Consider the following 25,467-nt stretch of genomic DNA (forward strand, 5'->3'; position numbering starts at 1 on the left):
TCCTCCCTGCGCTGAAGCGACAGGGCTACCAGCACTATCCCTTATCCCCTCGTGTCCGGTCGATCAGAAGGGACTTATGCCATTGGAGGCTATGGGCTAGTTGATGATCAATTTGCCCTAATCTATGTCGGTCGCGACGACTTCTCACGAAAAATCTACACCCTGCAAACAGAATTAGTAGGACGATTCAAGACGGGATCGATTGTTCATCAACCATTGCTGGGGGTAGAGCTAAGAAGAAACGCCTGGACTTATAGCTCGTTCGATGTCGCAGACCCCATCCTGCTAGACATTTTTAATCCCAATTATGATGTTGAATTCCCTGCTATCCCTGATGAAAAAACGTTCTCTTACACAACCCGAAGAGATACCCTGGGGATCTATCTTCAGGATCAAATTACCTTAGCAGAAAACCTCAAACTTTTAGTGGGAGGTCGCTTTGATGCTTTCCGCCGCAAAGATGACTTCGGAACCCCTGAAGAAGAATCTCTCACTGCTTTTAGTCCCCGTGCGGGTATTGTTTACCAACCCATTAAACCCATTTCTCTCTATGCCAGCTATGCTCGATCGTTTCAACCCGATCGATTTCTCGGTCGATCTGCAACAAGCGAACCCTTCAAACCAACAGAAGGAACACAGTATGAAATCGGTATCAAAGCAGATATCAGTAACCGACTTTCGGCAACTCTAGCAGCCTTTCAAATTACTAAAACCAACGTTTTGACCCCCGACCCCAACGATCCCGATTCTTCGATACAGGTGGGAGAACAGAAAAGCAAAGGCATCGAGCTAGATATTAGCGGTGAAATTTCACCAGGTTGGAATATCATTGCATCTTACGCCTATACCGATGCGATCACCTCGGAAGATAACAACATTCCTGTGGGGAATCGGCTGATTAATGTTCCCAGACATGCAGCGAGCTTGTGGACTAGCTATGAACTTCAAAGCGGTAACTTAAAGGGTTTGGGCTTTGGCTTGGGACTTTACTATGTGGGAGATAGAAACGCTGACTTGGAAAATACAAGCATTCTACCCAGCTACTTTAGAACAGATTCAGCAATTTACTACAAGCGGGATAACTGGAGAATAGCACTGAATTTCCGAAATCTTTTTAATAAAACTTACTATGAGACTTCTCAAGGTAGAGATATCATCTATCCTGGTGCCCCTTTCACTGTAATCGGCTCGTTCTCGATTCAGTTCTGAGCCTGATTGTTATTGAGTTCACAATGTTCCTGGAAACTTGCCGCAGCACGATCGCTTTCTTTTCTAAATACATTAGCTGGGCTTTGCTAATAGCTATCTTGATCACCGCTTGTCAAGGTGGTAGCCCTCAAAATTCTAGGTTAGAAAGTCACCGATCGCCATCTGCTGATTGTCGAAGCGTGGAACATGCAGGAGGAAAAACTCAGATTTGCGGTACACCTCAAAAGATCGCAGTTCTTGAACCTAAGCTGTTGAGTCTGATGTTAGCACTTGGTGTGCAGCCTGCGGCTTATGCCGATGCTTATTTGGTGCGATCGCGCCAATTCGACAATCCTAGTGAGCAAATCCCTTACCTGGGTAAATTTGTCACCAGTCAGCCAATAAATTTAGGCGATCGTTCTTCTCCTTCTCTAGAAATTCTAACTTTACTTAAACCTGATTTGATCCTAGGTTTGAAGGGTCAAGCACACCAGGTATTTTCTTCGCTTGCTCCAACTATCTTGATTGATCATAAACAGGATTGGCGCGATAACCTTAAAACGGTTGCTCAAGCTTTGAACTATCGAGAGAATGTATCATCAGTCGTTACCTCACAACAGCAACAACTGGAGAAAGTTCGCACCCAACTCGCGACACTAGTGAAAACTCATCCAAGAGTTCTCAATATTGCTTGTAGCCGAACAATGGACTATATCGAGGTGATGAACAGCGGAGAGGCTGACCAGCTTATGAGGAACCTGGGATTTCAACCTGTACCACTTACAGATGTAGCCAAACAACTGGGAGACAGACCACAGATTAACCTGGAAACCCTTGCTCAAATTGATACAGATATGATGATTGTGAGTACCTGGCTCGATAGTTGGGATGGTCGATCGACTTACCAAGCTCCGATCACAGAACTCAAACAAAAATGGGCTGAAACTCCTCTATTACGGAACTCACAAGCCTGGAAAGAAAAACGAGTTTACTTTGTCGATTACACATTATGGGGTAGTGTAATTGGTGAACCGATGTCTAGTTTCCTAATGCTAGAAGAGCTTCCCCAGCTATTACTTTCACACCCTCTAAATCCATGACCAAGCATACTCTCTTTGTTTGTAAATCCTGTCATCGCTCTTCTGAGGAACCCGCAGAAAATCAGCCTCTTGATGGCGGCGTTTTGCTTGATACGCTCAACACTCTATCGGTTCAACAATTTGCCGCAGAGGAGCTAGAAATCAAACCTGTTGGATGTTTGTGGGCGTGCAGTCGGGGCTGTGTTGTTGCTTTGGCAAATCCAGAAAAACGAAGCTATCTGCTAGTTGATTTGCCGCCCGATGAAGAACACGCCTCTGCTTTACTCCAGCTTACACGGATGTACATGAACCATCGCAAAGGTGCTTTGATCTGGGACAAGCTTCCCAAACAGATAGAATCTGCGCTGTTTGCTTGTATTCCTTCAGCCTTGTCCTTCTCAGCAGATGGTGATTCAGACGAAGAGGAGCCATAACTTGACTAAATCAACTCATACATTTTCGGAACAAGAGTATCGTCAGCTTTGGCAGCACGATCGTCAATTTTTAGAACAGGGTTTTGAAGATGTTGTTTGCCGATGTCCGACAGAATTAGGGAATGGATACGATCGTTGGATTGCGCTTCCTGATATTGATTTATTACTTATACAGAAGACGTTTCATCAAGGTTTGTCAGTTGAATACGATGAGACTGTGACCAGTAACGAGATTGAATTTGGTTTCAATCTATCTGGGGAATACTCAGGACGATCAGGAAAGGTAAATTTTCTAGATTGGACACCTGAAGGAGAAGTCAGCGAAGCGATTGTAAGCCATATCTCAGGACGGGTTCCGATTCAGAAAGTCGATATTCACCTCAAATCGTCTGATTTGTTGCGAAGGTTTCTCCCTGACGATTTGAGCCAATTTCCATCAGAATTTTGTCAGTTAGTGTCCCAAATTCATTCAGCGACTTACAGCGCATCTGGAACAATAACACCCAGCATGAAACTGGCGATCGAGCAGATTTTTAACTGTCCTTTTCAGGGATTGACCAAGCGAATTTATCTAGAAAGTAAGTGTTTAGAACTGATTGCGCTAAAGCTTGATCAACTTTCAGAGGTTCAGCTATCTTCTCCTTCGTTAAAATCGGATGAGCGCGATCGCATTCACCAAGCCAGAGACATTCTGATTCAGCGCGTTGCTTGCCCGCCCTCGCTGATTGAATTAGCGCGGCAGGTGGGATTGAATGATCGTAAGCTTAAACAAGGGTTTCGATCTGTGTTTGGCACAACTGTATTCGGATACCTTTATGAGTATCGAATGCAGCAGGCGGCTCAATTGCTTATGAACAAACATATCAGCGTTAATCAGATTGCACAACAAGTTGGGTACACCAGCCGAGGCGCATTCTACAAAGCATTTAAGAAAAAGTTTGGAACCAGCCCCAGATACGATTGATCAAAAAAGTCCCGCTCGGAGACAGAAAAAGTCCGGTTAAAGGACATAATGTGATTTAAATTGCCTCATCGATCGCTGTACTCTATTGAGAAAGAATTGCAATTCTGAACAAGCAGGGTTGCCGTGTGATGTGAGGAGAAATCATGAGAGTCTACTTGAGTTCCTTGATCATTATCGGGGGTGCTTTGAGCGCAATCGTGTCAGAGGGTGTCCACGCCAATGAAATTTCAACTGTTAAAGACCGCCCAGCCGTTTCCACCAGCGCTCAAACTCTCCTTGCACAGGCTCCGACTCAGGTGACTGAGATTGAGCTAGAACGCCTACAGGACGGCATCGAGCTTATTTTTACTACGGCTGATGGCACTGTTCTTAAAGCCCAGAACCAACGCCGTGAAGGAAACGCGATCGTTGCAGAGATTAATAGTGCTGTCCTGACTCAACCCTTTCAAGCGTCAAACCCGATCGCAGGTATCGCAACCGTTACTGTTAGACAGATCAACCCCACTCAACTGCAAGTTCGCGTTGTCGGAACCGATCATCCACCTGAACTGGATATCGTCTCGGCTCAATCAGGATTGACGCTAAGTGTGATTCCGGCGACAGATGAAGAGGAAGTCGTAGTCACCGCAACCCGCACCGCAGAACGTCCCGCAGATGTGCCTCGCTCCACCACTGTTCTAAACCGCGCCCAACTTGAGCAGCAAACCAGCATCAATCGCGATTTGCAAACGATTCTCAGCAAGACGATTCCAGGACTTGGAGCTAGCACCGAAAATACCAGCAACTTTGGTCAATCCCTGCGAGGACGAACCCCGCTCGTTTTGGTTGATGGTGTACCCATTACCTCCAACGTCAACACCGATAGCACAGGAGCCGATTTGCGACGATTGGATTCATCTGCGATCGAGCGAGTTGAGGTCGTTCGAGGGCCAAGTGCTATCTATGGTGATGGTGCATCGGGGGGCGTGATTAACCTGATTACTCGTCGTCCTGAAGCAGGTTTCAAGGCAGAAACAGAATTGAGCGTCAACTCTGACAATTTGCGATCGCGTAGTTTTAGCACGTTTGTTCGCCAAGCGATTTCAGGAACTCAAAACGGAACAGACTATCTGTTTTCATTCTCTGTAGACAGTCTTGCGAAAGCTTTTGATGCTGAAGGCGATCTGATTCCCGCAGCAGGAAGCTTTGTTACTGATGGTAGAACACTCAATGCGTTAGGAAAAGTAGGCTTCCAACTTAGCCCAGAGCAACGCCTGCAAGTTAGCGTGAATCAGTTTGACGATCGCTATAAGCAATCTGATAACTATGATCCAATTGTGCTAGACATTCCTGGCATTCAAAAGGCACGGGCGCTCGATCAGTCCATTAATTTCGTTGATACCACCGATCCCGTTAACTTGGGTACGATCGCAAATTTGGACTACACCCATAACAACGTCTTCAACAGCAAACTCCAAGCACAACTCTACTACCGTCGCACGAGAACTGCGGATGTGTTGTTTGATGCACGCACTTTTGATCCAGAAACCCCTTTGGGCGTTGCTCGATCGGTGGCGACAGCAGAACGCATTGGGGGCAGAGTCCAGTTTGATACGCCGCTCTCAAAAACGTTGAGCTTACTCTGGGGGGTAGATGCTTCTAGTGACGCTAACCGCGCCGATTATGATGTGTTTGATGCGGATGAGTTTGATGCCAGCGGGCGGGTAACGGCTCGGAAAACCAGGAGTGCGATTCGCTTTCCAAAATTCACAATCAATAACTTAGGAATCTTTTCTCAGGCGCAGTGGCAGGTTAGCGATCGCGTTAATCTCAGCGGCGGAGTCCGATATGAGCGGTTTGGAGTGTCGGTACTTGATCAGTTTGTGGCAGGGGAGAACAATGTCACCGCATTCGGAGGTGATAAAACCGTTGATGATTTTGTGTTCAATGCAGGTGCTGTGTATAAGGCAACAAAGCAAATTAGTTTGTTTGCTAATTTTGCCCAAGGCTTCTCACTGCCGACGATTGGACGTGCTTTAGTCCGTCCTCCCGAAGGGTTTGATTTCACGCGCGATGTGATCCTAACGGCTCCGCAAAAGGTGAATAACTATGAAATTGGAGTGCGCGGTAACTGGCGAAATGTTCAAGCCTCTCTAGCCGCGTTTTATAGCTTCTCTGAATTGGGGGCATTAACTCAATTGACAGAGACTTCTGTGGAATTATTACGGGCACCGCAGCGAAACTATGGCATAGAGTTGGCGCTTGATTGGCAACCCTTAAAAACCTGGCAATTGGGAGGATCAATCAGTTGGGTCGAAGGCGAGCTGAAAAATGATGGAGGGAGTTTCGTTGCCCTCAGTTCATTTGATGTCCAGCCGATTAAACTAACCGCTTATGTAGAGAATGAAACGCTACCGGGATGGCGAAATCGATTGCAGGCACTTTATATTGGGAGCCGCGATCGCGCTTTCACGGCTAGCATTGATCCAGTTGGAATCGATAGTTACTTCTTGGTCGATTTGGTCAGTAGTATTAAGCTCGGCTCTGGTACATTGAATATTGGAATTCAAAACTTATTCAACAATCAATACATCAATGTGAAAAATCAAATCCTGGGTGGTTTTGATGAAACGTTCAATACGGCTTCCAGGGGAAGAACTATTACAGTCGGTTATCGTTTTACTTGGTAGCAGTTCGATGATAGTTGCTCAATGGGTTCGCGCTCTGACCATTCTTGCACTAACGGTTCTGCTCGTTTGGGGCTGTAGCAGAAGTGTTCCCCCAATCCCGATGCGCGAGGCACCGAAGGATCAACTTCAAAAAATTGCCGTCCTCAGTCCCTATGGATTAGATCTTCTGCTATCTCTAGGAGAGCAGCCTGCTGCCTATGCAGGTGTTTCTGCAAGTCGGCAACCATTCAATCGCCCGATCGAGCAAATCCCTTTTTTAGGCAATCGCGTGACGACGCAGCCAATTAATTTGGGCGATCGCTCTCAACCTTCTTTAGAAGCACTCGCGTTGCTCAAACCGGATTTGATCCTGGGTGAACGATGGCAAGGAACTCAAGGCAAGAATGACCTGTTAACCCAAATTGCGCCAACCGTTCTGCTCGACGATCAACACGGATGGCAAAAACCGCTTCAGCAAGTTGCTCAAGTGATCGATCGAGCAACCGTCATCCCATTGCTGATGGCTGCGCGAAAGGAGCGTATTACAAAAGCGCGTGAGAAATTAGCTGCGATAACTAACACTCACCCCCGCGTGTTGTTATTGAGTTCTGGAGATCTAGCGAGTGGTTTTTATGCCTTTGGGCAGGAGCGCAGTGTTTATACCGATTTAATTGAAGCATTAGGATTTAGGAATGTTCGCTTAGATGACTCCCGATTCGGAGGCGCAGATGCTCAGATTTCGATCGAGATTTTGCCCCAGATTGAAACTGATATTTTAATTGTGATCGGATGGAACGAAAATGATGCGGATGAGCGTCCTCTAGACTGGCGACAACTACAACAAGCATGGAATCAAATTCCATTGTTAAAGACACTGCCAATCTCTCAAACTGGACAGGTTTATTTTATGGATGCTTATTTGACAATGGTGCGCGGCCCCCTTGCTGAAGTACAAATTCTAAATGATTTGTTACGGCAGTTAGCTCCCATCCCTCAAAAGTGAACCCAGAATTCTAACGAGATCCACACTATAGCAATCCCAAATCACTCGTGAAATGCAGAATTGATCATGCCCCCTAAATCCCCCAAAGTTGGGGGACTTTGAGCCGAGAGATTTCCTAGATTTCAAGACCCATTCCCCAGTTTCAAAGTCTCCCAGAATGGGGGATTTAGCGTCTCAAACTCTTGTGCCGCGATCGCCGATTTCGCTTTACTAAGTTCAGTCTTGAACTGTTCCTGTACAATGGCTTTCATTTTTGCCCCCACTATCAATTGGGCGAGGTTGTGAATTGTTGCAGCTTGAAATAGTACGAAGCCTCTCCAGTCTTGAACAGTCCATACCAGGCTTTCAGAACTGGAGGCTCATAGAGATCTAGCTTCTTGAAGATGTGGTAAGCAAACTCGATCGGCGCGGTTGAGTTTGCCGTAATCACATTGCCAGCCGTAACCGCAGGTTGGTCGTGATAAAGGGCTTCACCTCGATAGCGGGTCGCTTGCAAGTACGCTAGAGCATTGCTGGTGTGAGGTTTATCATCTAGAATTCCGGCGTGGGCGAGTCCTACGGTTGCACCACAAATCGCTGCAACAGGAATATCTGCTGCTAGGAGTGCTTTGGCTGATTCCAAAATTTCCGAGTTTTCGCCTGCATCCCAAGCTTCACCTCCCGGTAAAATCATCATTGCTCCAGGTTCGAGTTCGGCAAGGGTAATGTCGGGAAGAATCGTTACACCGCCGATCGTTGTGATAGGTTCAGCATTCAAACCAACTGTTTGTACCTGGTAACGTCCGGGATGTTTTTGCATGTCTGGGTTGTTGATTCCAGCGATCGCAAAACCTGTTTCCCAGTCAGCTAATACCAAATTGATCTTTGAACGCTACAGATCTTGCAGCCCCCTAAATCCCCCACGAGTGGGGGACTTTGAATGTAGGAGTTCCCCAGAGGTCAAGACTTTTCTAGGTTTCAAAGTCCCCCAGAATGGGGGATTTAGGGGGCGAAGGATCTGTAGCATTAACAGATTGATTTGGTATAAGGTATTGAATACAAAAAGATGAACAATTTGTTTTTTCATTGTCAGACCTCCCATTTCAGGAGTTCGCATCTGGATGTATTGTGGTGCGCCTGCTTCAGAGGTTCACTAGCCAAAAGGATAGGTCTTGGCATAGAGATTTCTGCTAAGGTAAAAGTCTTAATTCTCTGGCTTTTGCGACTGCTTGAGTTCGATTGTTCACCTCTAATTTGCCATAGATGTTGCGAGCGTGTCATTTAACAGCAGCGAGGCTGACAAACAGTTGGTCTGCGATCGCTTGATTCGACATCCCAGTTGCCAGATTACTTCGAGTTCACGTGCGCTTAATGGTTCAACGAACGGTTGAATGATGGTTGATTTTTTCTCTTCAACTGAGTTAAATATCGTTAACAAACGTTTGGCTGCATCAGCATGAATATCCTGAAAGACAGCTATTTGCAATAACTCTGCCATCGGTTTCCCTTCATCCAAGAATAGACGAATGTATTTTCCTTGACTAGGAACGTTCAGGGCTTGATGGAGGAAATCGAACGATCGCGTGCGATCGCCTTCCTGTAAAACCAACGCCTGTAAAAGCAATGTTTCCATAACCCGAATGGTTCGTCCACCCGCATGAGTAAATTTCTGCAATCGAGTCAGCAATCTCATTGCATCTCGCAGATGAGCGGGTGATGAATGCTGCTCTTTCTCTTCAAGCTAACAAATTAAAAAATTTGCTAACTGATCAAAATTGAGTGCGATCAGCAGCTAAAGCTTCTTGAAATATCGAGCGATCGGTAACAGTCCAAAGCCTGCTTTTTCATAGGTACGACGGGCGGGAGCATGACCCGGATCGCCTCCGGTTTCGACCATTGCGATCGACATTCCAGCTTCTTTCATCCAGGAGAGTGCAAATTCGATCAGAACACTGCCAATGCCTTGACCTTGAACGTCTGGATCGACTGCAACCATATAGATTTCACCCATGCTGTCCTCCGAGTGGAGTTTAACGGCGATAAAGCCTACCGGAGATTCTGCGTCAATCGCAACCCACACATGAGTATCCTCCGCAGTACAGACCTCCTCGACTGCCTTTTGCTGGCTTATCCGCCAACCATCGGAATAAAATGCTCGGTACACTTCAGCGTCCATCGCGTTCTGAAGTGACTCGAACACCGGAGTCCATGCTCGAAGCGAAAGCTGAACGACAGCATCGAGGTGTTGAGCATCATAAGGTTCAATTTGCACTTCCATATCCACTCCAGTTGATGCCAAAAATCCAGCACATCGCGTTGGCTGCCTGGAAGCAAGTCAATCAATGCCAAGTTAGAATTGCCGCACTATACTACAAGCATAATACAACAATTTTTATCAATGGCATTCTAATTGATGCTTGAGCCTATGAAGATGCATGAGGGGGAGGTCGATATTGATGAGTTTCTCGTCAAACAATTGGTGGCTGCACAGTTCCCCCAGTTCGCCAATTTGCCAATTCATCCAATCCAGTCTACAGGAACGGTAAACGCGATTTATCGGCTCGGCGACCACCTCTGTGCGCGATTCCCGCTCCTAGAGTCATGGGCGCGAGACATTGAGAAAGAGTGGGACTGGCTGCCGAAGCTTGCTCCCCATCTATCGCTGCCTATTCCTGAGCCAGTTGCAAAGGGTCAGCCAGCGAGTGAGTATCCCTTTCCTTGGGCAATTTACTGCTGGATTGAGGGGCATTCATATCGAGATGACCTGATTCAGGATGAACGCCAGGCTGCTGCTGACTTGGCGCAATTCCTCATCGAACTCCGCTGCATCGATCCCCTCGGCGCACCGCGAACTGGACGTAGACCACTCCACGAACTCGATGCAGTGACCTGCACGGCGATCGGAGCATCACGGGGCGTAGTTGACAACAATGCAGTTGCACTCGCCTGGAGAAGCGCCCTTAAAACGCCACTCTGGGACGGAAGACCCGGCTGGATACACACGGACTTGCTGCGATCGAATCTGCTTGTGAAAGGCAGACGGCTGTGGGCGGTTATCGACTTTGGCGGCATCGGTGTGGGTGATCCGGCTGCGGATGTTATTGCTGCCTGGAGTGTCTTCAATCCAATTGGGCGATCGGTGTTTCGTGCTGCGCTCGATGTTGACGACGATGCCTGGAATCGAGCGCGAGGTTATGCGCTCCACCAAGCCGTGCTGATTATTCCGTACTATGCTGAGACAAACCCTGGATTGGTCGCCCTTGCGGAACGCACGATCAAAGAGGTACTGACTGACCTGGAATATACAGCGTTTACATAAAATCCTCAGAGACAGAGTGTCACGGTTTTTAATTCAGCCGGAGTCAATTTTGGTATGTACGACGAAATTGCCAGTCTTTATCACCTGGTTTACCCGAATTGGAACGAAGCCATCAAACAGCAGGGGGAAGCATTGAACGGGGTCGTTAGCAATTTCGTCGGTTCAGCACCCCTCTCTATTCTTGATGTTTCCTGCGGCATCGGGACGCAAACCCTGGGACTCGCAGCCCTCGGACATCAGGTAACGACATCTGATTTATCAGCAGCAGCGGTTAATCGGGCGCACAAAGAAGCAGCAACACGCGGACTTGACGTGACGTTCAAAGTGGCGGATATGCGTCACTGTGCCGAAATTCATGGTTCTGGATTTGATGTTGTCTTAAGTGCTGACAACTCCCTGCCCCATCTCCCTGGCGAAGATGAGATCCGAGTTGCGCTCCAGGGGTTCTACAGGTGCTTGAGGCAAGATGGCGTGGCGATCGTGAGCCTCCGCGATTATCGGGCGGATGAAGATCGATCTTCCCCCCAAATGTGGTCTTATGGGTTCCGTTATGATGACAGCGATCGTTATTTTGTGTTTCAAACTCGTGATTGGAATGATGATGTCTACGACGTGGCGATGTACTTCGTGCGCGAGGTGAGAGAAGGGATTCCTGCTCGTGTTACGGCTGGTTTGTCCCGCTACTATGCAATTACAGTCGATCGGCTGATGGCTCTTTTTCGAGAAGTCGGCTTTACAGATGTTCAGCGTTTGGATGGAATTCTGCATCAACCCATCGTTGTGGGTTGTCGTAGTGCCGGATAACAGAGACTCAAAATCTCTCAGAGGTAGTGGCTCGTTTCGAGATTACTCTTGGCGATCGAGGCAATGTTCTCAGAGCGTCGGTTTGCGTGACTCAATATCAAACTAGTGCTAGGTTGTAGTCGATCAGGAAGATTGCGATTGCTGATGATTATTTGGTTGAATGGAGCCTTCGGAGTTGGCAAAACCCAGACTGCCTTTGAGCTACACAGCCGCATTCCGGGTAGCTTTGTGTTCGATCCTGAGCAAATTGGCTTCTCTATTCGCAAAATTGTGCCGTTAGAAATGCATCGAGACTTCCAGGATCATCCCGTCTGGCGTGAGTTTACTTACAAAAGTTTGCGATACGTTGCTGAGAACTTCTCAGGAGTCATCATTGTTCCGATGACAGTCGTCAATCCGCTCTACTATGAGCAAATCGTCGGGGCATTGCGTCTAGAGGGACTACAGGTGTATCACTTTACTTTATTGGCTTCTCGCGAGACGATTCTGCGTCGGTTGCGATGGCGCGGTGATGGCAGCAACTCTTGGGGTGCGCGTCACCTGGATCGATGCTTGAACGCTTTGTCAGACGAAAAGTTCGCAGATCATCTCAATACCGAGGGAAAACCGATTGAAGCGGTTGCAGAGGAAATTGCTTATTCCACAGGTCTTGCTCTCTCACCTCCTTGGCATCCGCTCTTACGTCCTCTAAAGCGGATAGTTGTGCGACTCAATTTTTGGGTTGGTACGGTAGCTTAAAGATCATCTGTTAGTGTTGATCGACTGGCAAAACCATATGATTTATCAGACTTACCAAGTGAGACCGCCGCTCTCGCAATTTGTTGAACTGCTCTGGAGTCGAGAAGGTGAGAACTTACCTAAAGCGCAGTCTCGATTGTTGCCGATCGGTTCGATGGAATTGGTGATCAATCTACATGAAGATAAGATTCCACTATTTGATCGCGATCGTCGTTCAGCTTTGCTGTGCCGAAGGCAACCGCAAATCGGCAGTACCAACGGCATGATGATTTGCGGTACCCATTCTGAAAGCTTCATTATCAACAATGACAGCAAGATATCGATGATGGGCGTACATTTCAAACCGGGAGGCAATGCCCCATTTTTTACGTTGCCTGCGGGGGAGTTGCACAACCAGAGAATTTCATTAAATGAATTATGGCAGGGTCGGGCGACTGAACTGCGTGATCGCCTTCTAGCATTGCCAACCGTAGCAAGCCGCTTTGAGGTTTTGGAGCAATTTTTGCTGATGGTGATGAAACCGCTTGATCGACATGCCGCGATCGCGATGGCATTGCAAGAGTTTAGGAGAGATCCAACCACCAGAGTGAGCGAAGTCACCGATAAAATTGGCTTCAGTACCCGCCATTTCAACCAACTATTCCGAGATCAAGTGGGGCTAACTCCTAAGCTATTTTGTCGGGTTCGGCGCTTACAGCAAGCCCTTGACCTGGCATCCGGCAAAGATCAGGTTGATTGGGCGGACATTGCGATCGCCTGTGGTTATTTCGATCAGTCACATTTTATTCATGATTTTCGGACGTTTGCTAATTGCACGCCCACTGAATACCTGGCACAACGTGGCTTTCATCCCTGCCATGTGGTTTTGCTTGATTAAGGTCATTTTTTTACAATCCTTGCCGATCAATCCTGCATCATAATTTATTAGTTTGTACCAAGGTAATTTATGCAGATTACGGCTTCCGCGATCTCACTCAATGTCGATGATGTCACCGCATCGGCGACCTTCATTAAGCAACATTTTGGCTTCTATGAAGAGATGTCCGCCGATGGCTTTGTATCGCTCTCTAGACCGGATGCTGGCTTTAACCTGATCTTTCTCCGCACTGGACTGGAAACCTTCAAACCGATTCATATGTGCGGACATCGAGTGGATGGGCTACTCATTGTTTTTGTCGTGGATGATATTGATGCGGAATACGCCCGAATCCAAGCAGAAGGTGTGGCAATTACAACCTCGATCGAAACAGAACCCTGGGGAGAGCGGTTCTTTCAAGTCACAGATCCAAACGGTGTTGTCATTCAACTCGTCCAATGGATAACCAAGCCAGTTGCCTGACCATTTAAAAGCGCTAGAATGGAACACAACTTTTTTATGGACGAAACATCAAACATAGAGATTTACCAACCTTCACAGGCGGGTAAGTATGTGCATGAACCACAAGGGATGGCAAGGCTTTACCCGCGATCGACAAAGTGAGATTTTCAATGAACATTAGACGCGATCAGAATCATATTTGCGAATTGCCCACAATGGCTCTTGAATCGGGCTATCACATCCGCTCTGCTCGCGCTGAAGAATTACTACTGCTGTCTCACATCGAACGGTCAGCCGCTAGGTTGTTTCTGGATACGCCCTATGCCTTTTTGGTGGATGCTGATCCATTACCACTAGAGGTTGTGCAGCAGCAATCTCAAGCAGGACGGGTGTGGGTTGCGGTGGATCAGTATGGAGCAGTCGTTGGGTATGCGATCGCTTGTGAAGTGGATGGCACGCTCTACCTTCAACAAATAGACGTTGCTCCCCAACATGGGCGAAGAGGAATTGGATCTGCATTGGTGGGTACAGTTTGTGCTTGGGCAAAACAGCAGGGCTATGCGATCGTATCGTTATCCACCTTTCGAGACATTCCCTGGAATGCTCCTTTCTACTCAAAGCTAGGGTTTCGCAATTTTTTGATGGAGATGTTCCGCGATCGACAAGCAAAGGAAAAATAATCTCAAAATGGAAATTTGCAAAGTTACTCAGGATAGTTTTCAAGAGTGGCTAAACTTAGCACTGGAGCTATGGTCGGATTACTCTTCTGCCGAAATGGAAGTTAGTCTCACCAATCTTCTGCATTCTGATCGAGAACAAGCCGTTCTGGTTAGGAATGATCAGGGCTGTGCGATCGCGTTTATGAATCTATCGCTACGCTCTGATTATGTTCCAGACGCAACTAAAAGCCCTGTAGCCTACATAGAAGGAATTTATGTCAAAGCTGAATACCGCAATCAAGATGTCGGTAGAACGCTAATTCAGTATGCCGAGCAGTGGGCGCGTGAACAGGGATGTATCGAACTTGCTTTGGATGCCCTTCTAGATAATTCTGCAAGTCATGAATTTTATGCAAAAGTCGGATTTCGAGAAGTGGAACGAGTTGTATTTTTCATTAAGTCAGTTGGTTTACCCAACTAATTATCAAAGTATGAATTGCCAAAGGAGGGAACCTGATGAGTTCATTTGTGCTCCGTTTTCAAGATATTGATAAAACGAAACTCACAGTCGTTGGGGGTAAAGGCGCAACCCTGGGAGAACTTTCCAAGATTAAAGGAATCCGCGTACCAGATGGCTTTTGTATTTCTACTGAAGCTTTTAAAAGAATCATTGGGGAAACGCCGTCGATTCACGAATTACTGGATCAGTTATCGGTTCTCAAGGTGGAAGACCGGGATAAAATCGCTGAACTGAGTGGTGAGATTCGCAGGGTCATCGAAGCAATAGCCATCCCTGAAGACATTAATAGAGAGATCACCCACGCCCTCTCCAGGATGGGTGAGAAAAATGCCTATGCAGTACGATCCAGCGCAACTGCTGAGGATTTACCAACCGCCTCCTTTGCAGGTCAGCAGGATACGTATCTGAACATTATCGGAAGAGAGGCAATCCTAAAGCATATCAGCAAGTGCTGGGCATCACTATTTACCGATCGGGCAATCATTTACCGCCTGAAAAACGGCTCCGACCACCGTAAAGTTCAGATGTCCGTAGTTGTTCAAAAGATGGTCTTCCCGCAGGCATCAGGAATTTTATTTACAGCCAATCCCGTCACTTGTAGCAGGAAAGTGCTATCCATTGATGCCAGTTTTGGGCTGGGTGAGGCTTTGGTCTCTGGGCTGATGAATGCTGATAACTATAAAGTGTGTAACAGCAAGGTTATCGATAAGAGGATATCCACCAAGAAACTGGCGATTTATGCCTTAAAAGATGGCGGTACGAAAGAACAGGAGATTGAACCTGAGAGACAGAATCGGCAAGCGCTGACGGATGAGCAGATTTTACAGCTTGAGCGCATCGGCAGAACGATCGAAGAACATTTTGGCTGTCCCCAAGACATCGAATGGTGTTTGGTTAATGATACGTTTTACATTGTTCAGAGTCGTCCAATCACGACTTTATTTCCCATTCCTGAAGCGAACGATCGAGAAAATCACGTCTATGTCTCTGTCGGTCACCAACAAATGATGACCGATGCCATGAAACTATTGGGAATCTCTTTGTGGCAGTTAACAGCTGCGCGACCCATGTTTAACGCTGGTGGAAGGTTGTTTGTTGATGTTACAGATATGCTGGCTTCACCTGCTAGCAGAGAAACGATATTAAATGTCCTGGGAAAAGCCGATCCGCTCATCAAAGACGCACTGACGACCCTCATAGAGCGGGGAGACTTTATCAAATCGTTGCCTGATCAGCAAGAACAGAGTGCTGGTGAAAGCAATCAAGGGAGGTCGGTTGCGGATTTTCAAACACTAAACGAATACGATCCGGCGATCGTTGCTGATTTGATTCAGCGTAGTCAAACCTTAATAGACGAGTTAAAACAAAATATCCAATCGAAATCAGGATCAGATTTATTTGATTTTATCCTGGAAGATATCCAGCAATTAAAGAAGATACTGTCTGATCCACAAAGTTTTGGTGTGATCATGACTGCTATGAATGCTTCATTATGGATCAATGAAAAAATGAACGAATGGTTAGGTGAGAAAAACGCCGCAGACACACTTTCTCAATCTGTGCCAAACAATATCACTTCGGAAATGGGTCTGGCGCTATTGGATGTCGCAGATGTGATTCGTCCTTATCCAGAAGTAATGGAGTATTTACAACGTGTAGAAGATGACAACTTTCTGGATGAACTGATTCAGTTTGAGGGTGGACAAGAGACCAGGGACGCTATCTATGATTTTCTCAACAAATACGGAATGCGATGTGCAGGTGAGATCGACATTACTAGAACCCGTTGGAGCGAGAAACCAACGACACTCATCCCCATTATTCTCAGTCACATCAAAAACTTTGAGCCTAGTGAAAGCGATCGCAAATTTGAGCAAGGACGACAGCAGGCTTTGAGCAAAGAACAGGAGTTATTAGAACGATTGCAGCTATTACCGGAGGGTGAACAAAAAGTCAAAGAAACAAAACGAATGATCGACCTGATCCGAAATTTCATCGGTTATCGGGAATATCCAAAATACGGCATGGTTAATCGCTACTTCGTTTATAAGCAGGCTCTGCTGAAAGAAGCCGAACCACTCGTACAAGCAAACGTGATTCCTGAAAAAGAAGATATTTACTACCTCACTTTTGAAGAACTTCGCGAAGTCGTACTCACAAATAAACTGGATCACCAAATCATCAACAAACGAAAAGACGAGTACAAACTACATGAAAAACTAACTCCTCCACGGGTAATCACGTCTGATGGCGAAATCATTGCAGGGGAGTACAAGCGAGAAAATCTCCCAGCTAAAGCGATTGTAGGTCTACCTGTTTCTGCCGGAGTGATAGAAGGACGCGTACGGGTCATCCTCAACATGGAAGATGCCGATCTAGAAGATAGAGATATATTAGTCACCTGCTTCACTGACCCTAGCTGGACACCCTTATTTGTCTCCATCAAAGGTCTCGTCACCGAAGTGGGTGGACTGATGACGCATGGAGCAGTGATCGCCCGTGAATATGGCTTACCAGCCGTTGTGGGAGTAGAAAATGCGACCAAACTGATCAAAGATGGGCAACGAATCCGTGTACAGGGAACAGAAGGGTATGTAGAAATCCTAACTCAAGACGTTAAGACTGAACTTCGCGCAGCCGACGATCGAGAAACCGACGTTCGCTCTCATTCGTGACAAGTGCGAGTGCTTGCATGTAGCTTTGGGCGGCGGCTTCTAAGGCTCCAACCCGACGCAGTAAATCGGCTCGTGCGGCGTGAAACAGATGGTAATCGTCGAGTTCAGGGGCAAGTGCATCAATGAGTTCCAGTGCCGCTTGAGGACTCTCGACCATCGCGGGAGCTTCGCTGTTGCTGAAGGCAATCGCAACCGCCCGATTCAAGGACACGATCGCAGAAGGTTGTAAGCGCTCCAGGACATCATAGAGCCGAACAATCTGCGCCCAGTCCGTCTCTTCTGCCCGTGCGGCTTGACAATGGAGGGCAGCGATCGCAGCTTGTACAGCGAACGGACTCGGTTCGCCCCGCAGCGCTTCCTCAACTAGCGGGAGTGCCTCACCAATTTGGCGTTGATTCCAACGAGAGCGATCCTGATCTTCGAGCAGAACGAGATCGCCTGCCGCATCAAGACGGGCATCGCGGCGAGCGTCGTGTAGCAGCATGAGGGCGACCAGTGCGGTCACTCCTGCGGGCGGTTGCGGTGTCATTAATTTCCGCACCAGTTTCCCCAACCGGATGGCTTCGGCACACAGATCGGCTCTCACCAGTTCGCCTTTTGTCGCAACATACCCTTCGTTAAAAATCAAATAAATCACCGTCAGCACTGCATCAACTCGCTCAGGCAGGTGAGACAGATCTGGCACACTGTATGGAATCCCTGCATCTCGAATCTTGCGCTTGGCACGGACTAACCGTTGTGCCATCGTTGTTGGGGGTACAAGAAAGGCGCGGGCAATCTCATCGGTTTCCAGTCCGCCCAACATTCGCAGCGTCAGCGCCACCTGAGCCTCGACCGCTAATGCCGGATGACAGCAGGTGAAGATCAGCCGCAAGCGATCGTCGGGAATTTCATCACTATCGTAGGTCGGCTCCTCGCTTGAGGGAATTAACCCCGATGCTGCGTACCATTCCAGTTTTTCGGTCAGTCGGGTTCGGCGGCGAAGGCGATCGATCGCTTTGTATTGGGCAGTTCGGATGATCCAGGCACGAGGAAGATCTGGAATGCCGCTAGAGTGCCACTGATTCACAGCGGCGATAAAGGCTTCCTGTGCCGCTTCTTCAGCTACATCAAAATCCCCCAATAACCGGATCAGCGTGGCGATAATTCGCCCCCATTCAGCACGATAAACGGAGGTGATTGCTTGGGTGACATCTGACTTTGCGTTTGAGTTCATACCGAATCATCAAAATTTTTGGGCAAGGTGTCGATCTGAGCAGTTGCCGTTCGACTGACTGACAAAGGGAAGCAACGGAGGTGAAACTCGATCGTACTACATAGTACATTTGATCGCATTCGATGATAAAAGTTTTCTGTGAGGTGTCGATCTGAGTCAACGCCGTTCGACTCACTGATAGAGGAACACAAAAGGGGCAATTGATATGAAACGAGACAAATCAACCCTGGAGGAAGCATGAGAAAACTCAAACTGCAAATGCAAATTACCGTTGACGGTTTTGTTGCAGGCTCGGAGGGTCAGTTAGACTGGATGGCCCTGGGTCAGTTGGATTCGACCTCGGATGAAAGACTCCATTCTTTCATCAACTATCTCACGGATACGAGCGACACGATTTTGCTCGGCAGGAAAATGACCGAGGGTTTTATCAAGTACTGGGAGCAGGTGACAACTCAACCAAATAGCCCTGAGTACTCGTTCGCTCAAAAAATGGTGAGCATTCCCAAAGTGGTGTTCAGTAAGACTGTTGACCGAGTGGATGGGCAGAATGTCCGAGTGGAAAATGGTTCGATCGTTAAAGCGGTCAACCACCTCAAGAATCAAGCGGGCAAAGATATCCTCGTGTATGGCGGCGCAACGTTTGTTTCCTCACTGCTCGAAAATAGGTTAATTGACGAGTTGAATCTCTTTGTCAACCCTGTGGCGATCGGAAACGGGATGCGGGTGTTCACAGGTCGCGAGCCTCTGAAGCTAACAAACTCTACTGCTTACACAGACGGCATTGTGGTTAACACTTACGAACCCCAATAGCCTTTTTGGTGAAACCATTTCCATCCTGCTAAAAAAGGAAATCATCATGACAACCACACAGAAAATCACCCCCTGCCTCTGGTTTAACTTTAATGCGGAAGAAGCAGTCAACTACTACCTGAGCATTTTCAAGAACAGCAAGATTTTGGAGGTTTCGCACTACGGCGATGCCATGCCCGAACACAAAGGCAAAGTGCTTACCCTGCTCTTTGAGATTGAAGGGCAGCAGTTTCAGGCACTCAACGGCGGATCAGAATTTCCATTCACCGAAGCCATTTCCCTCAGTGTGGACTGCGAAACACAAGAAGAAGTTGACACGCTGTGGAGCAAGTTGTCCGCAGGGGGAAGTGAAAGTCAATGTGGCTGGCTGAAAGACAAGTTCGGACTGTCTTGGCAAATCGTGCCGCGATCGCTCACGGAAATGCTCAAGGACAAGGATGCCGACAGAGCAACCCGCGTCATGCAAGCCATGTTCACAATGAACAAGATTGATATTGCTCGCTTGCAGCAAGCCTACAACCAGAACGAGGGAGATTAATCGATGAAATATATCCTGCTAATTTACATGGCAGAAGATGCTTTGAGTGAAATCGAACGAGAACGCTGTTATGTAGAATCCGCACAGCTTGCTCAAGCCCTCCATGCTAAGGGACAGTTTCTCTCTACTGCCCCGCTCCACTCGATCGCAACAGCCACGAGTGTCCAGGTTCGCAACGGTAAAAGTCTTGTGACTGACGGGCCGTTTGCTGAAACGCGCGAACAACTCGGCGGGTTTTTCTTGATTGATGCCCAGGATCTTGATGAAGCGATCGCGATCGCCACTCAGATTCCTGGAGCAAAAGTCGGCACGGTCGAAATTCGTCCTGTCATCGAGGTTGCAGGCTTGCCAAACTAACATCTCAAGCCGCTTTCACACTCAGTTCTTAATCCAATTCCTGAATCAAAAGGAGTACGTCATGAAACTCAATCCTTACCTCATGTTCAACGGCAACTGTGAAGCAGCGTTCAAGTTTTATGAACACTGTTTCGGCGGCAAAATTGTCATGATGATGACTCACAAGGAAGCCCCCTCAGCAGAACAGGTGCCCGTTGAATGGCACGACAAGATCATGCACGTTTGCCTCGATTTAGGTGAGCGTCTCTTGATGGGATCAGATAGTCCACCGAGCTATTTTGAACCCCCTCAAGGCTTCTATGTGCAGATCAGCATTGACGAACCTGTTGAGGCAGAACGGATTTTTTACGCTCTAGCAGAAAACGGGATCGTCAGGATGCCCTTTGAGCAAACTTTCTGGGCATTTCGATTCGGGATGTTAGTCGATCAATTTGGTACGCCGTGGATGGTGAACTGCGAGAAGGATGCTTGACTCGTCATCTTTTAGGAACTGAGGTGGATTGCACCTCCACAATGATTCATTAAATGGAGATAAAACGATGGAGACAACTCAAACCCAACAAGACTCAACCCTGCATAATGAACCACAAAAGGAACATCAGTGGCTTCAAAAACTTGTCGGCGAGTGGACGTATGAAACCGAAGTAACAATGGGATCAGATCAGCCTCCCGAAAAAGCAACGGGAACTGAGCATGTGCGATCGATCGGTGGACTTTGGGTACTCGCTGAGGGGCAAGGTGAGATGCCAGGATGTGGTCATGCGACAACCCTAGTGACGCTTGGTTATGACCCGCAGCAACAGCGATACGTGGGCACCTGGATTGGGTCAATGATGACTTATCTTTGGCAGTACGAAGGTGAACTGAGCGCAGATGAAACGATGCTCACGCTCTATTCCGAGGGCCCAGCCATGACGGGCGATGGAAAGATGGCAAAATACAAAGATGTGATCGAATTCAAAAGCGACGATCATCGGATCATGACTTCTCATGCATTGAGCGATGACGGGCAGTGGCATCACTTCATGACCATAAACCATCAGCGGCAACGATAGCGCAAGCCACCTTAGAAGAAGTGAACTGAGGCACACAGAATATTGACGATCGCAGCGTGAATCCACGACAACGAATTGGTATGGGTATGAAAATCTTGGTTACAGGCAGTGCGGGGCATTTGGGTGAAGCGTTGGTTCGTACCTTACAAAACACCCAGCATGATGTCGTTGGCATTGATCTGATCAAGACGGACTTTACCCGTACCATTGGTTCTATCTGCGATCGCGATCGGGTCAAACAATGCCTGAAAGGGGTGGATGCCGTCCTTCATACCGCGACTCTACCAAACCTCATGTCTCGACCCATAGTCGCCAAAGCTTTGTGGACACTAACATCACAGGGACGCTCAATCTTCTGGAAGAAGCTGTGGCAGACAGTGTACAAGCTTTTATCTTCACTAGCACAACCAGCACCTTGGGTAGCGCGCTCACACCGCCTGCCGATGCGCCTACGGCTTGGATTACCGAGGACGTGATGCTTATTCCCAAAAACATCTATGGTGTGACCAAGACTGCCGCAGAAGATTTGTGCCAACTGGTTTACCGGAATCAACGTCTCCCTTGTCTCGTTCTACGAACCTCGCGGTTTTTTCCAGAAGAAGACAATCACCTAGAAACGCGACTGGCTTACCCGGATAGTAACATCAAGGCAAACGAATTGCTCTATTGCAGAGTAGATCTAGAAGACGTGGCGAGTGCCCATCTCCTTGCCCTTGAGAAAGCTCCAGCGATCGGCTTTGGTCGCTATATTATCAGTGCAACCACCCCTTTTACCCCGCATGGCCTATGGAATTTACGAACGAATGCCCCGATCGTTTGCATCTCTTGTTCCCTGACTTCGTAGAGAATGCTCGCCGCTTCTCGGATGTAGGCTTTCAGTCGGGCTTGTTGGTCGGGAGTCATTGCCTCTACTCCTAAAATGAGAACCCGTTCACTTTATGCCATCCGATTCAGATTTGCACAGTTGGGATGCTCCCGCTGGCACTGGGTCGGCTTATGTAAAATGATTAAGTAAATGCTTAACTGATTCCAGAGTAATTAAGCATTCACTTAAATAGACTTCCTGCATGAATACCTGGCGATTGAAATCGCTGCTATCAGAACAAAGTCCACCTCCGTGGACTAACGGTTAAAATCGCCTCTTTAGTGTGCGAAGGCACACTTTGCTCTTGTAGCCCCGACTTTAGTCGGAGGGCATCTATGATTCGTGCAGGAAGTCTAATGTTAAGGGAGTTCAACAAGTTGGGAGGCGTTCACGATGAGAATGACAGAGCAAGAAATCGAGAACATTGACTTTAGCCAGGAACAGACCTCCGATTTTCTGCTGCCGCGTCCTGCGGTGCTCAAAAGCTGCGGCTGGGAGCAGATCCATTTTGAACATCATCACCAACCCCAATTCGATACCCCTGAGCATGAAGCAAACTGGCATGTGATTGCTTACTGTCCGCCGAGCACAATCTCTCTAGATGATGAAATGAGATTGGGAGAGCGATGGCTAGACGGCAAACTGAAACGAGAAGCCCGCTACGACGGAGACATTGCTATCATCCCCGCAGGCATTTCGCAGCGATGTAATTGGAGCATCACCGCCCAGTTTACGATCGTGGCAATCGACCCTGCGCTACTTCACCAAGTGGGTCAAGATTGGGTGAATCCCGATCGCATTGAACTCATTCCCTACTTCATGACTCAGCAAGATGCCCTCATTCAAGGCATTGTTTCTACGTTGAGACAAGAAGTGGAGGAGAGTAAAATCGGAGGGCAGTTGTTGATCGATAGCCTCAGAACCACTTTAGCCATTCATCTGCTGCGGAACTACTGCACAATCCAACCAAAGTTATCGAGTGGTGCGGATGGATTATCGAAACTAAAAGTGCAACAAATCAGGGAATTCATCAATGAGCATCTTCACCAAGACATCAAGCTGATTGAACTGGCAGAAATTGCTCAATTGAGTCCCTACCATTTTTTACGTCTGTTCAAGCAATCCACACATCTCACGCCGCATCAATACATTTTGCAGTGCCGGGTTGAGAAAGCTAAATTCCTACTCCAACACAGTCAACTCAGCATTGCAGAGATTGCGAGTCGAGTCGGCTTTTGCGATCAAAGCCATCTGACCCGATGCTTTAAGCGGAACTTGGGTGTGACTCCAAGACAATTCCAGCAAGCGTGAGCGCAAGAATATCCCAAAATCCCGCAACTTTTTTCTAGCCTTCTCAACCGCAAGCTTCCTAAGCTGTTGTCAGTTGCGATTGAAAGTGAGTGCTTGTATGTCTCGATTGAATGGAAAAATTGCTCTGATTACGGGTGGTACCAGTGGAATTGGGCTGGCAACGGCTCAACTGTTTCTACAAGAAGGAGCCAAGGTTGCCATCATCGGTCAAAATCAAGCGCGATTGGAACAAGCTTCTAAACTTCTTGGAACAGAGGTTTTAGCAATTCGGGCGGAGGTACGATCTCCCACTGATTTAGACCGTGCATTGGCTCAGATTGAAGAACGCTGGCACAGACTGGATGTTTTATTTGTTAATGCTGGAATTGCTAAATTCAGTTCACTACTCGATGTAGATGAGGCATTTATCAACGAAACGATGGACATTAACTTTAAGGGGGCATTGTTCACAGTACAGAAAGCCATTCCTTTGATGTCCAAAAACAGCAGCATTGTCTTCAACACCTCAATCAACAATCAGATAGGGATGCCCTATTCAGGTATTTATGCTGCCTCTAAAGCTGCACTACGGTCTCTCGTTCGCGTGTTAGCTGCCGAACTGATTGAACAGGGTATCCGAGTCAATGCAGTAAGTCCAGGCCCAGTAAAAACCTCCATTATCAGCAAAACTGGAATTTCTCAAGAACAGTTAGAGCAAGTGACGACAAAACTTCAGCAGTCAATTCCGCTCAAACGCTTCGGACAACCGGAAGAGATTGCCAAAGCAGTGCTATTTTTAGCCAGCGATGAAGCTTCCTTTGTGCTGGGAGAAGAACTGGTTGTGGACGGCGGTTGGACTGAATTGGGTAGGAGTTAAGAAGATTGACCGCGAGTCAGACACCCCCAGCAAAGCTGGTGGCTTGATGAATGTGACCGCCCCAAGGGCGGGTGTCCTTGCTGAAGGTGTCTGTGAGTCAATTAGAATCGTCCACTTTGCTCAAACACTTCTTGCTCTCGGATATACCGACGCACCACCTCCTCTTCAAATCCAACGGTTGAGACGGCGTAGCCCCGTGCCCAGAAATTCTCTCCCTCAAAATTGCGCTGCTTGCCTTTGAATCGACGGGCAATTGCAATGGCACTTTTGCCCTTGAGAAAGCCGATCACGGACGACACGGCATGTTTCGGCAGAATCGCAATGCACAGATGCACATGATCCACCAGCAAATGTCCTTCGATGATCTGGCATTCTTTTTGACGCGCCAACTCATGAAACACCGGCCCCAAATATTGCCGCAACTCCAAAAACATGGTCTTTCGACGATACTTGGGCACGAAAATCACGTGATACTTGCAATCCCACTTGCTGTGAGAAAGGCTTTGATACAATTCCGACATGTGTTTATCCTCCTACGGTTCGGTTCAAGCCACCGTGGGAGTTACTTTACACGCGCTCAGGAACGCCGGAAACGCTAAAAGCTGTTCAAGTCGCACTGGTAAAACCAGTGGCTTACCTTCTGAGCTACTGACAAGTTACAGAAGAGGAAATGCAAATGTTAAACGAGATGACTGCTCCACTTTGGGGATTAGTGACTTTTATTCTATGGACTATTGCGATCGCGGTTCTGCTCATCGTCGTGAGAATCCGGCATCTAGCAACGGGTGGCTCGATCAAAGACTTCGCCATCCCAAACGATGAAAGCTTGCTTTGGCGGCTTTACCGGGTACACGCCAACTTAGTCGAGAACTTACCTTTATACCTGGGAGTCGTATTTCTCCTGACTGTTCAAGGAACCTCTGGAACTGGAATCGATATCTTAATCTGGATTTACATTGCATGTCGGATGCTACACTCCGTGATCCACATTGCAGGTCTCGATCCAAGATTGCGGCTTTTGAGCTTAGTGATTCAGTTTAGTTGCTTAATTGCCTTGACGACTTTAGCTGTTTTTTAATTGTGCGTTTGCTTCGCAGTTGCGCTTTGCGCTAACTAAAAAGTTAGCCTGTT

The 25,467-nt window shown here is 47.6% G+C and carries 28 protein-coding genes and 1 pseudogene; 24 read left to right on the plus strand and 5 right to left on the minus strand.

All coding sequences use genetic code 11. From position 1 onward, the window contains the following. Nucleotides 1-51 precede the first annotated feature (51 nt). From ACJ2PR_RS23285 to ACJ2PR_RS23310, 6 genes are all read left to right on the plus strand, one after another. Nucleotides 52-1,209 carry a TonB-dependent siderophore receptor gene (locus ACJ2PR_RS23285; protein ID WP_446878748.1) on the plus strand — a complete coding sequence of 386 codons (1,158 nt, stop codon included), beginning with the start codon at nucleotides 52-54 and terminating at the stop codon, nucleotides 1,207-1,209. 23 nt (nucleotides 1,210-1,232) lie between these two features. Next, entirely contained in the window at nucleotides 1,233-2,288 is a 1,056-nt protein-coding gene (locus ACJ2PR_RS23290; RefSeq protein ID WP_446871657.1) for an ABC transporter substrate-binding protein, read from the plus strand. Then, nucleotides 2,285-2,701: a DUF1636 family protein gene (locus tag ACJ2PR_RS23295; RefSeq protein ID WP_446871658.1), complete on the plus strand. Its 417-nt coding sequence runs from the start codon at nucleotides 2,285-2,287 to the stop codon at nucleotides 2,699-2,701. The genes ACJ2PR_RS23290 and ACJ2PR_RS23295 overlap by 4 nt, the downstream gene beginning before the upstream one ends. Nucleotide 2,702: 1 nt before the next feature. After that, entirely contained in the window at nucleotides 2,703-3,665 is a 963-nt protein-coding gene (locus ACJ2PR_RS23300) for a helix-turn-helix transcriptional regulator (protein WP_446878749.1), read from the plus strand. Nucleotides 3,666-3,808: 143 nt separating this feature from the next. Next, nucleotides 3,809-6,334 carry a TonB-dependent receptor domain-containing protein gene (locus ACJ2PR_RS23305; protein WP_446878750.1) on the plus strand — a complete coding sequence of 842 codons (2,526 nt, stop codon included), beginning with the start codon at nucleotides 3,809-3,811 and terminating at the stop codon, nucleotides 6,332-6,334. A 7-nt stretch (nucleotides 6,335-6,341) separates the two neighbouring features. Further along, nucleotides 6,342-7,316 (plus strand): iron-siderophore ABC transporter substrate-binding protein, encoded by a 975-nt coding sequence (locus tag ACJ2PR_RS23310; RefSeq protein WP_446878751.1) that lies wholly within the window; start codon nucleotides 6,342-6,344, stop codon nucleotides 7,314-7,316. 265 nt (nucleotides 7,317-7,581) lie between these two features. On the opposite strand, the gene ACJ2PR_RS23315 is transcribed toward ACJ2PR_RS23310, so the two are convergent. The 3 genes from ACJ2PR_RS23315 to ACJ2PR_RS23325 all read right to left on the minus strand — a co-directional run bounded on the left by ACJ2PR_RS23315 (nucleotide 7,582) and on the right by ACJ2PR_RS23325 (nucleotide 9,573). Then, entirely contained in the window at nucleotides 7,582-8,172 is a 591-nt protein-coding gene (locus ACJ2PR_RS23315) for a DJ-1/PfpI family protein (protein WP_446878752.1), read from the minus strand. Nucleotides 8,173-8,544: 372 nt separating this feature from the next. Beyond that, nucleotides 8,545-9,000 carry a hypothetical protein gene (locus ACJ2PR_RS23320; protein WP_446878769.1) on the minus strand — a complete coding sequence of 152 codons (456 nt, stop codon included), beginning with the start codon at nucleotides 8,998-9,000 and terminating at the stop codon, nucleotides 8,545-8,547. Nucleotides 9,001-9,087: 87 nt separating this feature from the next. Then, nucleotides 9,088-9,573, minus strand: coding sequence for a GNAT family N-acetyltransferase (locus ACJ2PR_RS23325; protein ID WP_446878753.1), 486 nt, complete (start codon nucleotides 9,571-9,573; stop codon nucleotides 9,088-9,090). Nucleotides 9,574-9,720: 147 nt separating this feature from the next. Here ACJ2PR_RS23325 and ACJ2PR_RS23330 point away from each other — a divergent pair, with 147 nt between their 5' ends. The 8 genes from ACJ2PR_RS23330 (at nucleotide 9,721) to ppsA (ending at nucleotide 17,328) form a co-directional block, all read left to right on the plus strand. Then, on the plus strand, nucleotides 9,721-10,614 hold the full coding sequence (locus ACJ2PR_RS23330; RefSeq protein ID WP_446878754.1) for an aminoglycoside phosphotransferase family protein: 894 nt from the start codon (nucleotides 9,721-9,723) through the stop codon (nucleotides 10,612-10,614). A 54-nt stretch (nucleotides 10,615-10,668) separates the two neighbouring features. Next, a complete protein-coding gene (locus ACJ2PR_RS23335; RefSeq protein WP_446878755.1) occupies nucleotides 10,669-11,418 on the plus strand; it encodes a class I SAM-dependent methyltransferase in 750 nt (249 codons plus the stop codon). 144 nt (nucleotides 11,419-11,562) lie between these two features. Then, nucleotides 11,563-12,156, plus strand: coding sequence for an AAA family ATPase (locus tag ACJ2PR_RS23340; protein WP_446868155.1), 594 nt, complete (start codon nucleotides 11,563-11,565; stop codon nucleotides 12,154-12,156). 37 nt (nucleotides 12,157-12,193) lie between these two features. Beyond that, nucleotides 12,194-13,033: a DUF6597 domain-containing transcriptional factor gene (locus tag ACJ2PR_RS23345; protein WP_446868156.1), complete on the plus strand. Its 840-nt coding sequence runs from the start codon at nucleotides 12,194-12,196 to the stop codon at nucleotides 13,031-13,033. A 69-nt stretch (nucleotides 13,034-13,102) separates the two neighbouring features. Next, nucleotides 13,103-13,495, plus strand: a complete 393-nt coding sequence (locus ACJ2PR_RS23350; protein WP_446862603.1) for a VOC family protein — start codon at nucleotides 13,103-13,105, stop codon at nucleotides 13,493-13,495. Between the two features lie 149 nt (nucleotides 13,496-13,644). After that, nucleotides 13,645-14,154, plus strand: a complete 510-nt coding sequence (locus tag ACJ2PR_RS23355) for a GNAT family N-acetyltransferase (protein WP_446878756.1) — start codon at nucleotides 13,645-13,647, stop codon at nucleotides 14,152-14,154. 7 nt (nucleotides 14,155-14,161) lie between these two features. Beyond that, nucleotides 14,162-14,614 carry an aminoglycoside 6'-N-acetyltransferase gene (gene aac(6') / locus ACJ2PR_RS23360; RefSeq protein ID WP_446878757.1) on the plus strand — a complete coding sequence of 151 codons (453 nt, stop codon included), beginning with the start codon at nucleotides 14,162-14,164 and terminating at the stop codon, nucleotides 14,612-14,614. 35 nt (nucleotides 14,615-14,649) lie between these two features. Then, nucleotides 14,650-17,328, plus strand: coding sequence for a phosphoenolpyruvate synthase (gene ppsA, locus ACJ2PR_RS23365; RefSeq protein WP_446878758.1), 2,679 nt, complete (start codon nucleotides 14,650-14,652; stop codon nucleotides 17,326-17,328). Here ppsA and ACJ2PR_RS23370 read toward each other — a convergent pair. Further along, nucleotides 17,270-18,544 carry an RNA polymerase sigma factor gene (locus ACJ2PR_RS23370; RefSeq protein ID WP_446878759.1) on the minus strand — a complete coding sequence of 425 codons (1,275 nt, stop codon included), beginning with the start codon at nucleotides 18,542-18,544 and terminating at the stop codon, nucleotides 17,270-17,272. The genes ppsA and ACJ2PR_RS23370 overlap by 59 nt on opposite strands. 237 nt (nucleotides 18,545-18,781) lie before the next feature. Between ACJ2PR_RS23370 and ACJ2PR_RS23375 the strand changes: the two genes are divergently transcribed. The 9 genes and pseudogenes from ACJ2PR_RS23375 to ACJ2PR_RS23415 all read left to right on the plus strand — a co-directional run bounded on the left by ACJ2PR_RS23375 (nucleotide 18,782) and on the right by ACJ2PR_RS23415 (nucleotide 24,336). Further along, the gene (locus ACJ2PR_RS23375; protein WP_446878760.1) at nucleotides 18,782-19,354 is read left to right on the plus strand and encodes a dihydrofolate reductase family protein; all 573 of its coding nucleotides are present in this window, start codon (nucleotides 18,782-18,784) and stop codon (nucleotides 19,352-19,354) included. A 46-nt stretch (nucleotides 19,355-19,400) separates the two neighbouring features. Beyond that, the gene (locus ACJ2PR_RS23380) at nucleotides 19,401-19,892 is read left to right on the plus strand and encodes a VOC family protein (protein WP_446868162.1); all 492 of its coding nucleotides are present in this window, start codon (nucleotides 19,401-19,403) and stop codon (nucleotides 19,890-19,892) included. Between the two features lie 3 nt (nucleotides 19,893-19,895). Next, on the plus strand, nucleotides 19,896-20,249 hold the full coding sequence (locus tag ACJ2PR_RS23385) for a YciI family protein (protein ID WP_446868163.1): 354 nt from the start codon (nucleotides 19,896-19,898) through the stop codon (nucleotides 20,247-20,249). A 61-nt stretch (nucleotides 20,250-20,310) separates the two neighbouring features. Further along, complete coding sequence (locus tag ACJ2PR_RS23390) at nucleotides 20,311-20,721, plus strand: VOC family protein (RefSeq protein ID WP_446868164.1); 411 nt, start codon at nucleotides 20,311-20,313, stop codon at nucleotides 20,719-20,721. Between the two features lie 67 nt (nucleotides 20,722-20,788). Then, nucleotides 20,789-21,304, plus strand: a complete 516-nt coding sequence (locus tag ACJ2PR_RS23395; protein WP_446868165.1) for a DUF1579 domain-containing protein — start codon at nucleotides 20,789-20,791, stop codon at nucleotides 21,302-21,304. An 86-nt stretch (nucleotides 21,305-21,390) separates the two neighbouring features. Beyond that, nucleotides 21,391-21,528 (plus strand): annotated as a pseudogene (locus ACJ2PR_RS23400) (NAD-dependent epimerase/dehydratase family protein); the annotation flags it as partial. 17 nt (nucleotides 21,529-21,545) lie between these two features. Beyond that, the gene (locus tag ACJ2PR_RS23405) at nucleotides 21,546-22,148 is read left to right on the plus strand and encodes an NAD-dependent epimerase/dehydratase family protein (protein WP_446868166.1); all 603 of its coding nucleotides are present in this window, start codon (nucleotides 21,546-21,548) and stop codon (nucleotides 22,146-22,148) included. Nucleotides 22,149-22,562: 414 nt separating this feature from the next. Continuing rightward, the gene (locus ACJ2PR_RS23410) at nucleotides 22,563-23,480 is read left to right on the plus strand and encodes a helix-turn-helix domain-containing protein (protein WP_446860325.1); all 918 of its coding nucleotides are present in this window, start codon (nucleotides 22,563-22,565) and stop codon (nucleotides 23,478-23,480) included. Nucleotides 23,481-23,577: 97 nt separating this feature from the next. Beyond that, entirely contained in the window at nucleotides 23,578-24,336 is a 759-nt protein-coding gene (locus tag ACJ2PR_RS23415; RefSeq protein WP_446868167.1) for an SDR family oxidoreductase, read from the plus strand. 101 nt (nucleotides 24,337-24,437) lie between these two features. Here ACJ2PR_RS23415 and tnpA read toward each other — a convergent pair whose 3' ends face one another. After that, the gene (tnpA, locus tag ACJ2PR_RS23420) at nucleotides 24,438-24,857 is read right to left on the minus strand and encodes an IS200/IS605 family transposase (RefSeq protein WP_446875475.1); all 420 of its coding nucleotides are present in this window, start codon (nucleotides 24,855-24,857) and stop codon (nucleotides 24,438-24,440) included. Nucleotides 24,858-25,012: 155 nt separating this feature from the next. Here tnpA and ACJ2PR_RS23425 point away from each other — a divergent pair, with 155 nt between their 5' ends. Continuing rightward, nucleotides 25,013-25,414, plus strand: coding sequence for an MAPEG family protein (locus tag ACJ2PR_RS23425; RefSeq protein ID WP_446868168.1), 402 nt, complete (start codon nucleotides 25,013-25,015; stop codon nucleotides 25,412-25,414). The last annotated feature ends 53 nt before the right edge of the window (nucleotides 25,415-25,467 follow it).

The organism is Phormidesmis sp. 146-33 (assembly GCF_052939515.1).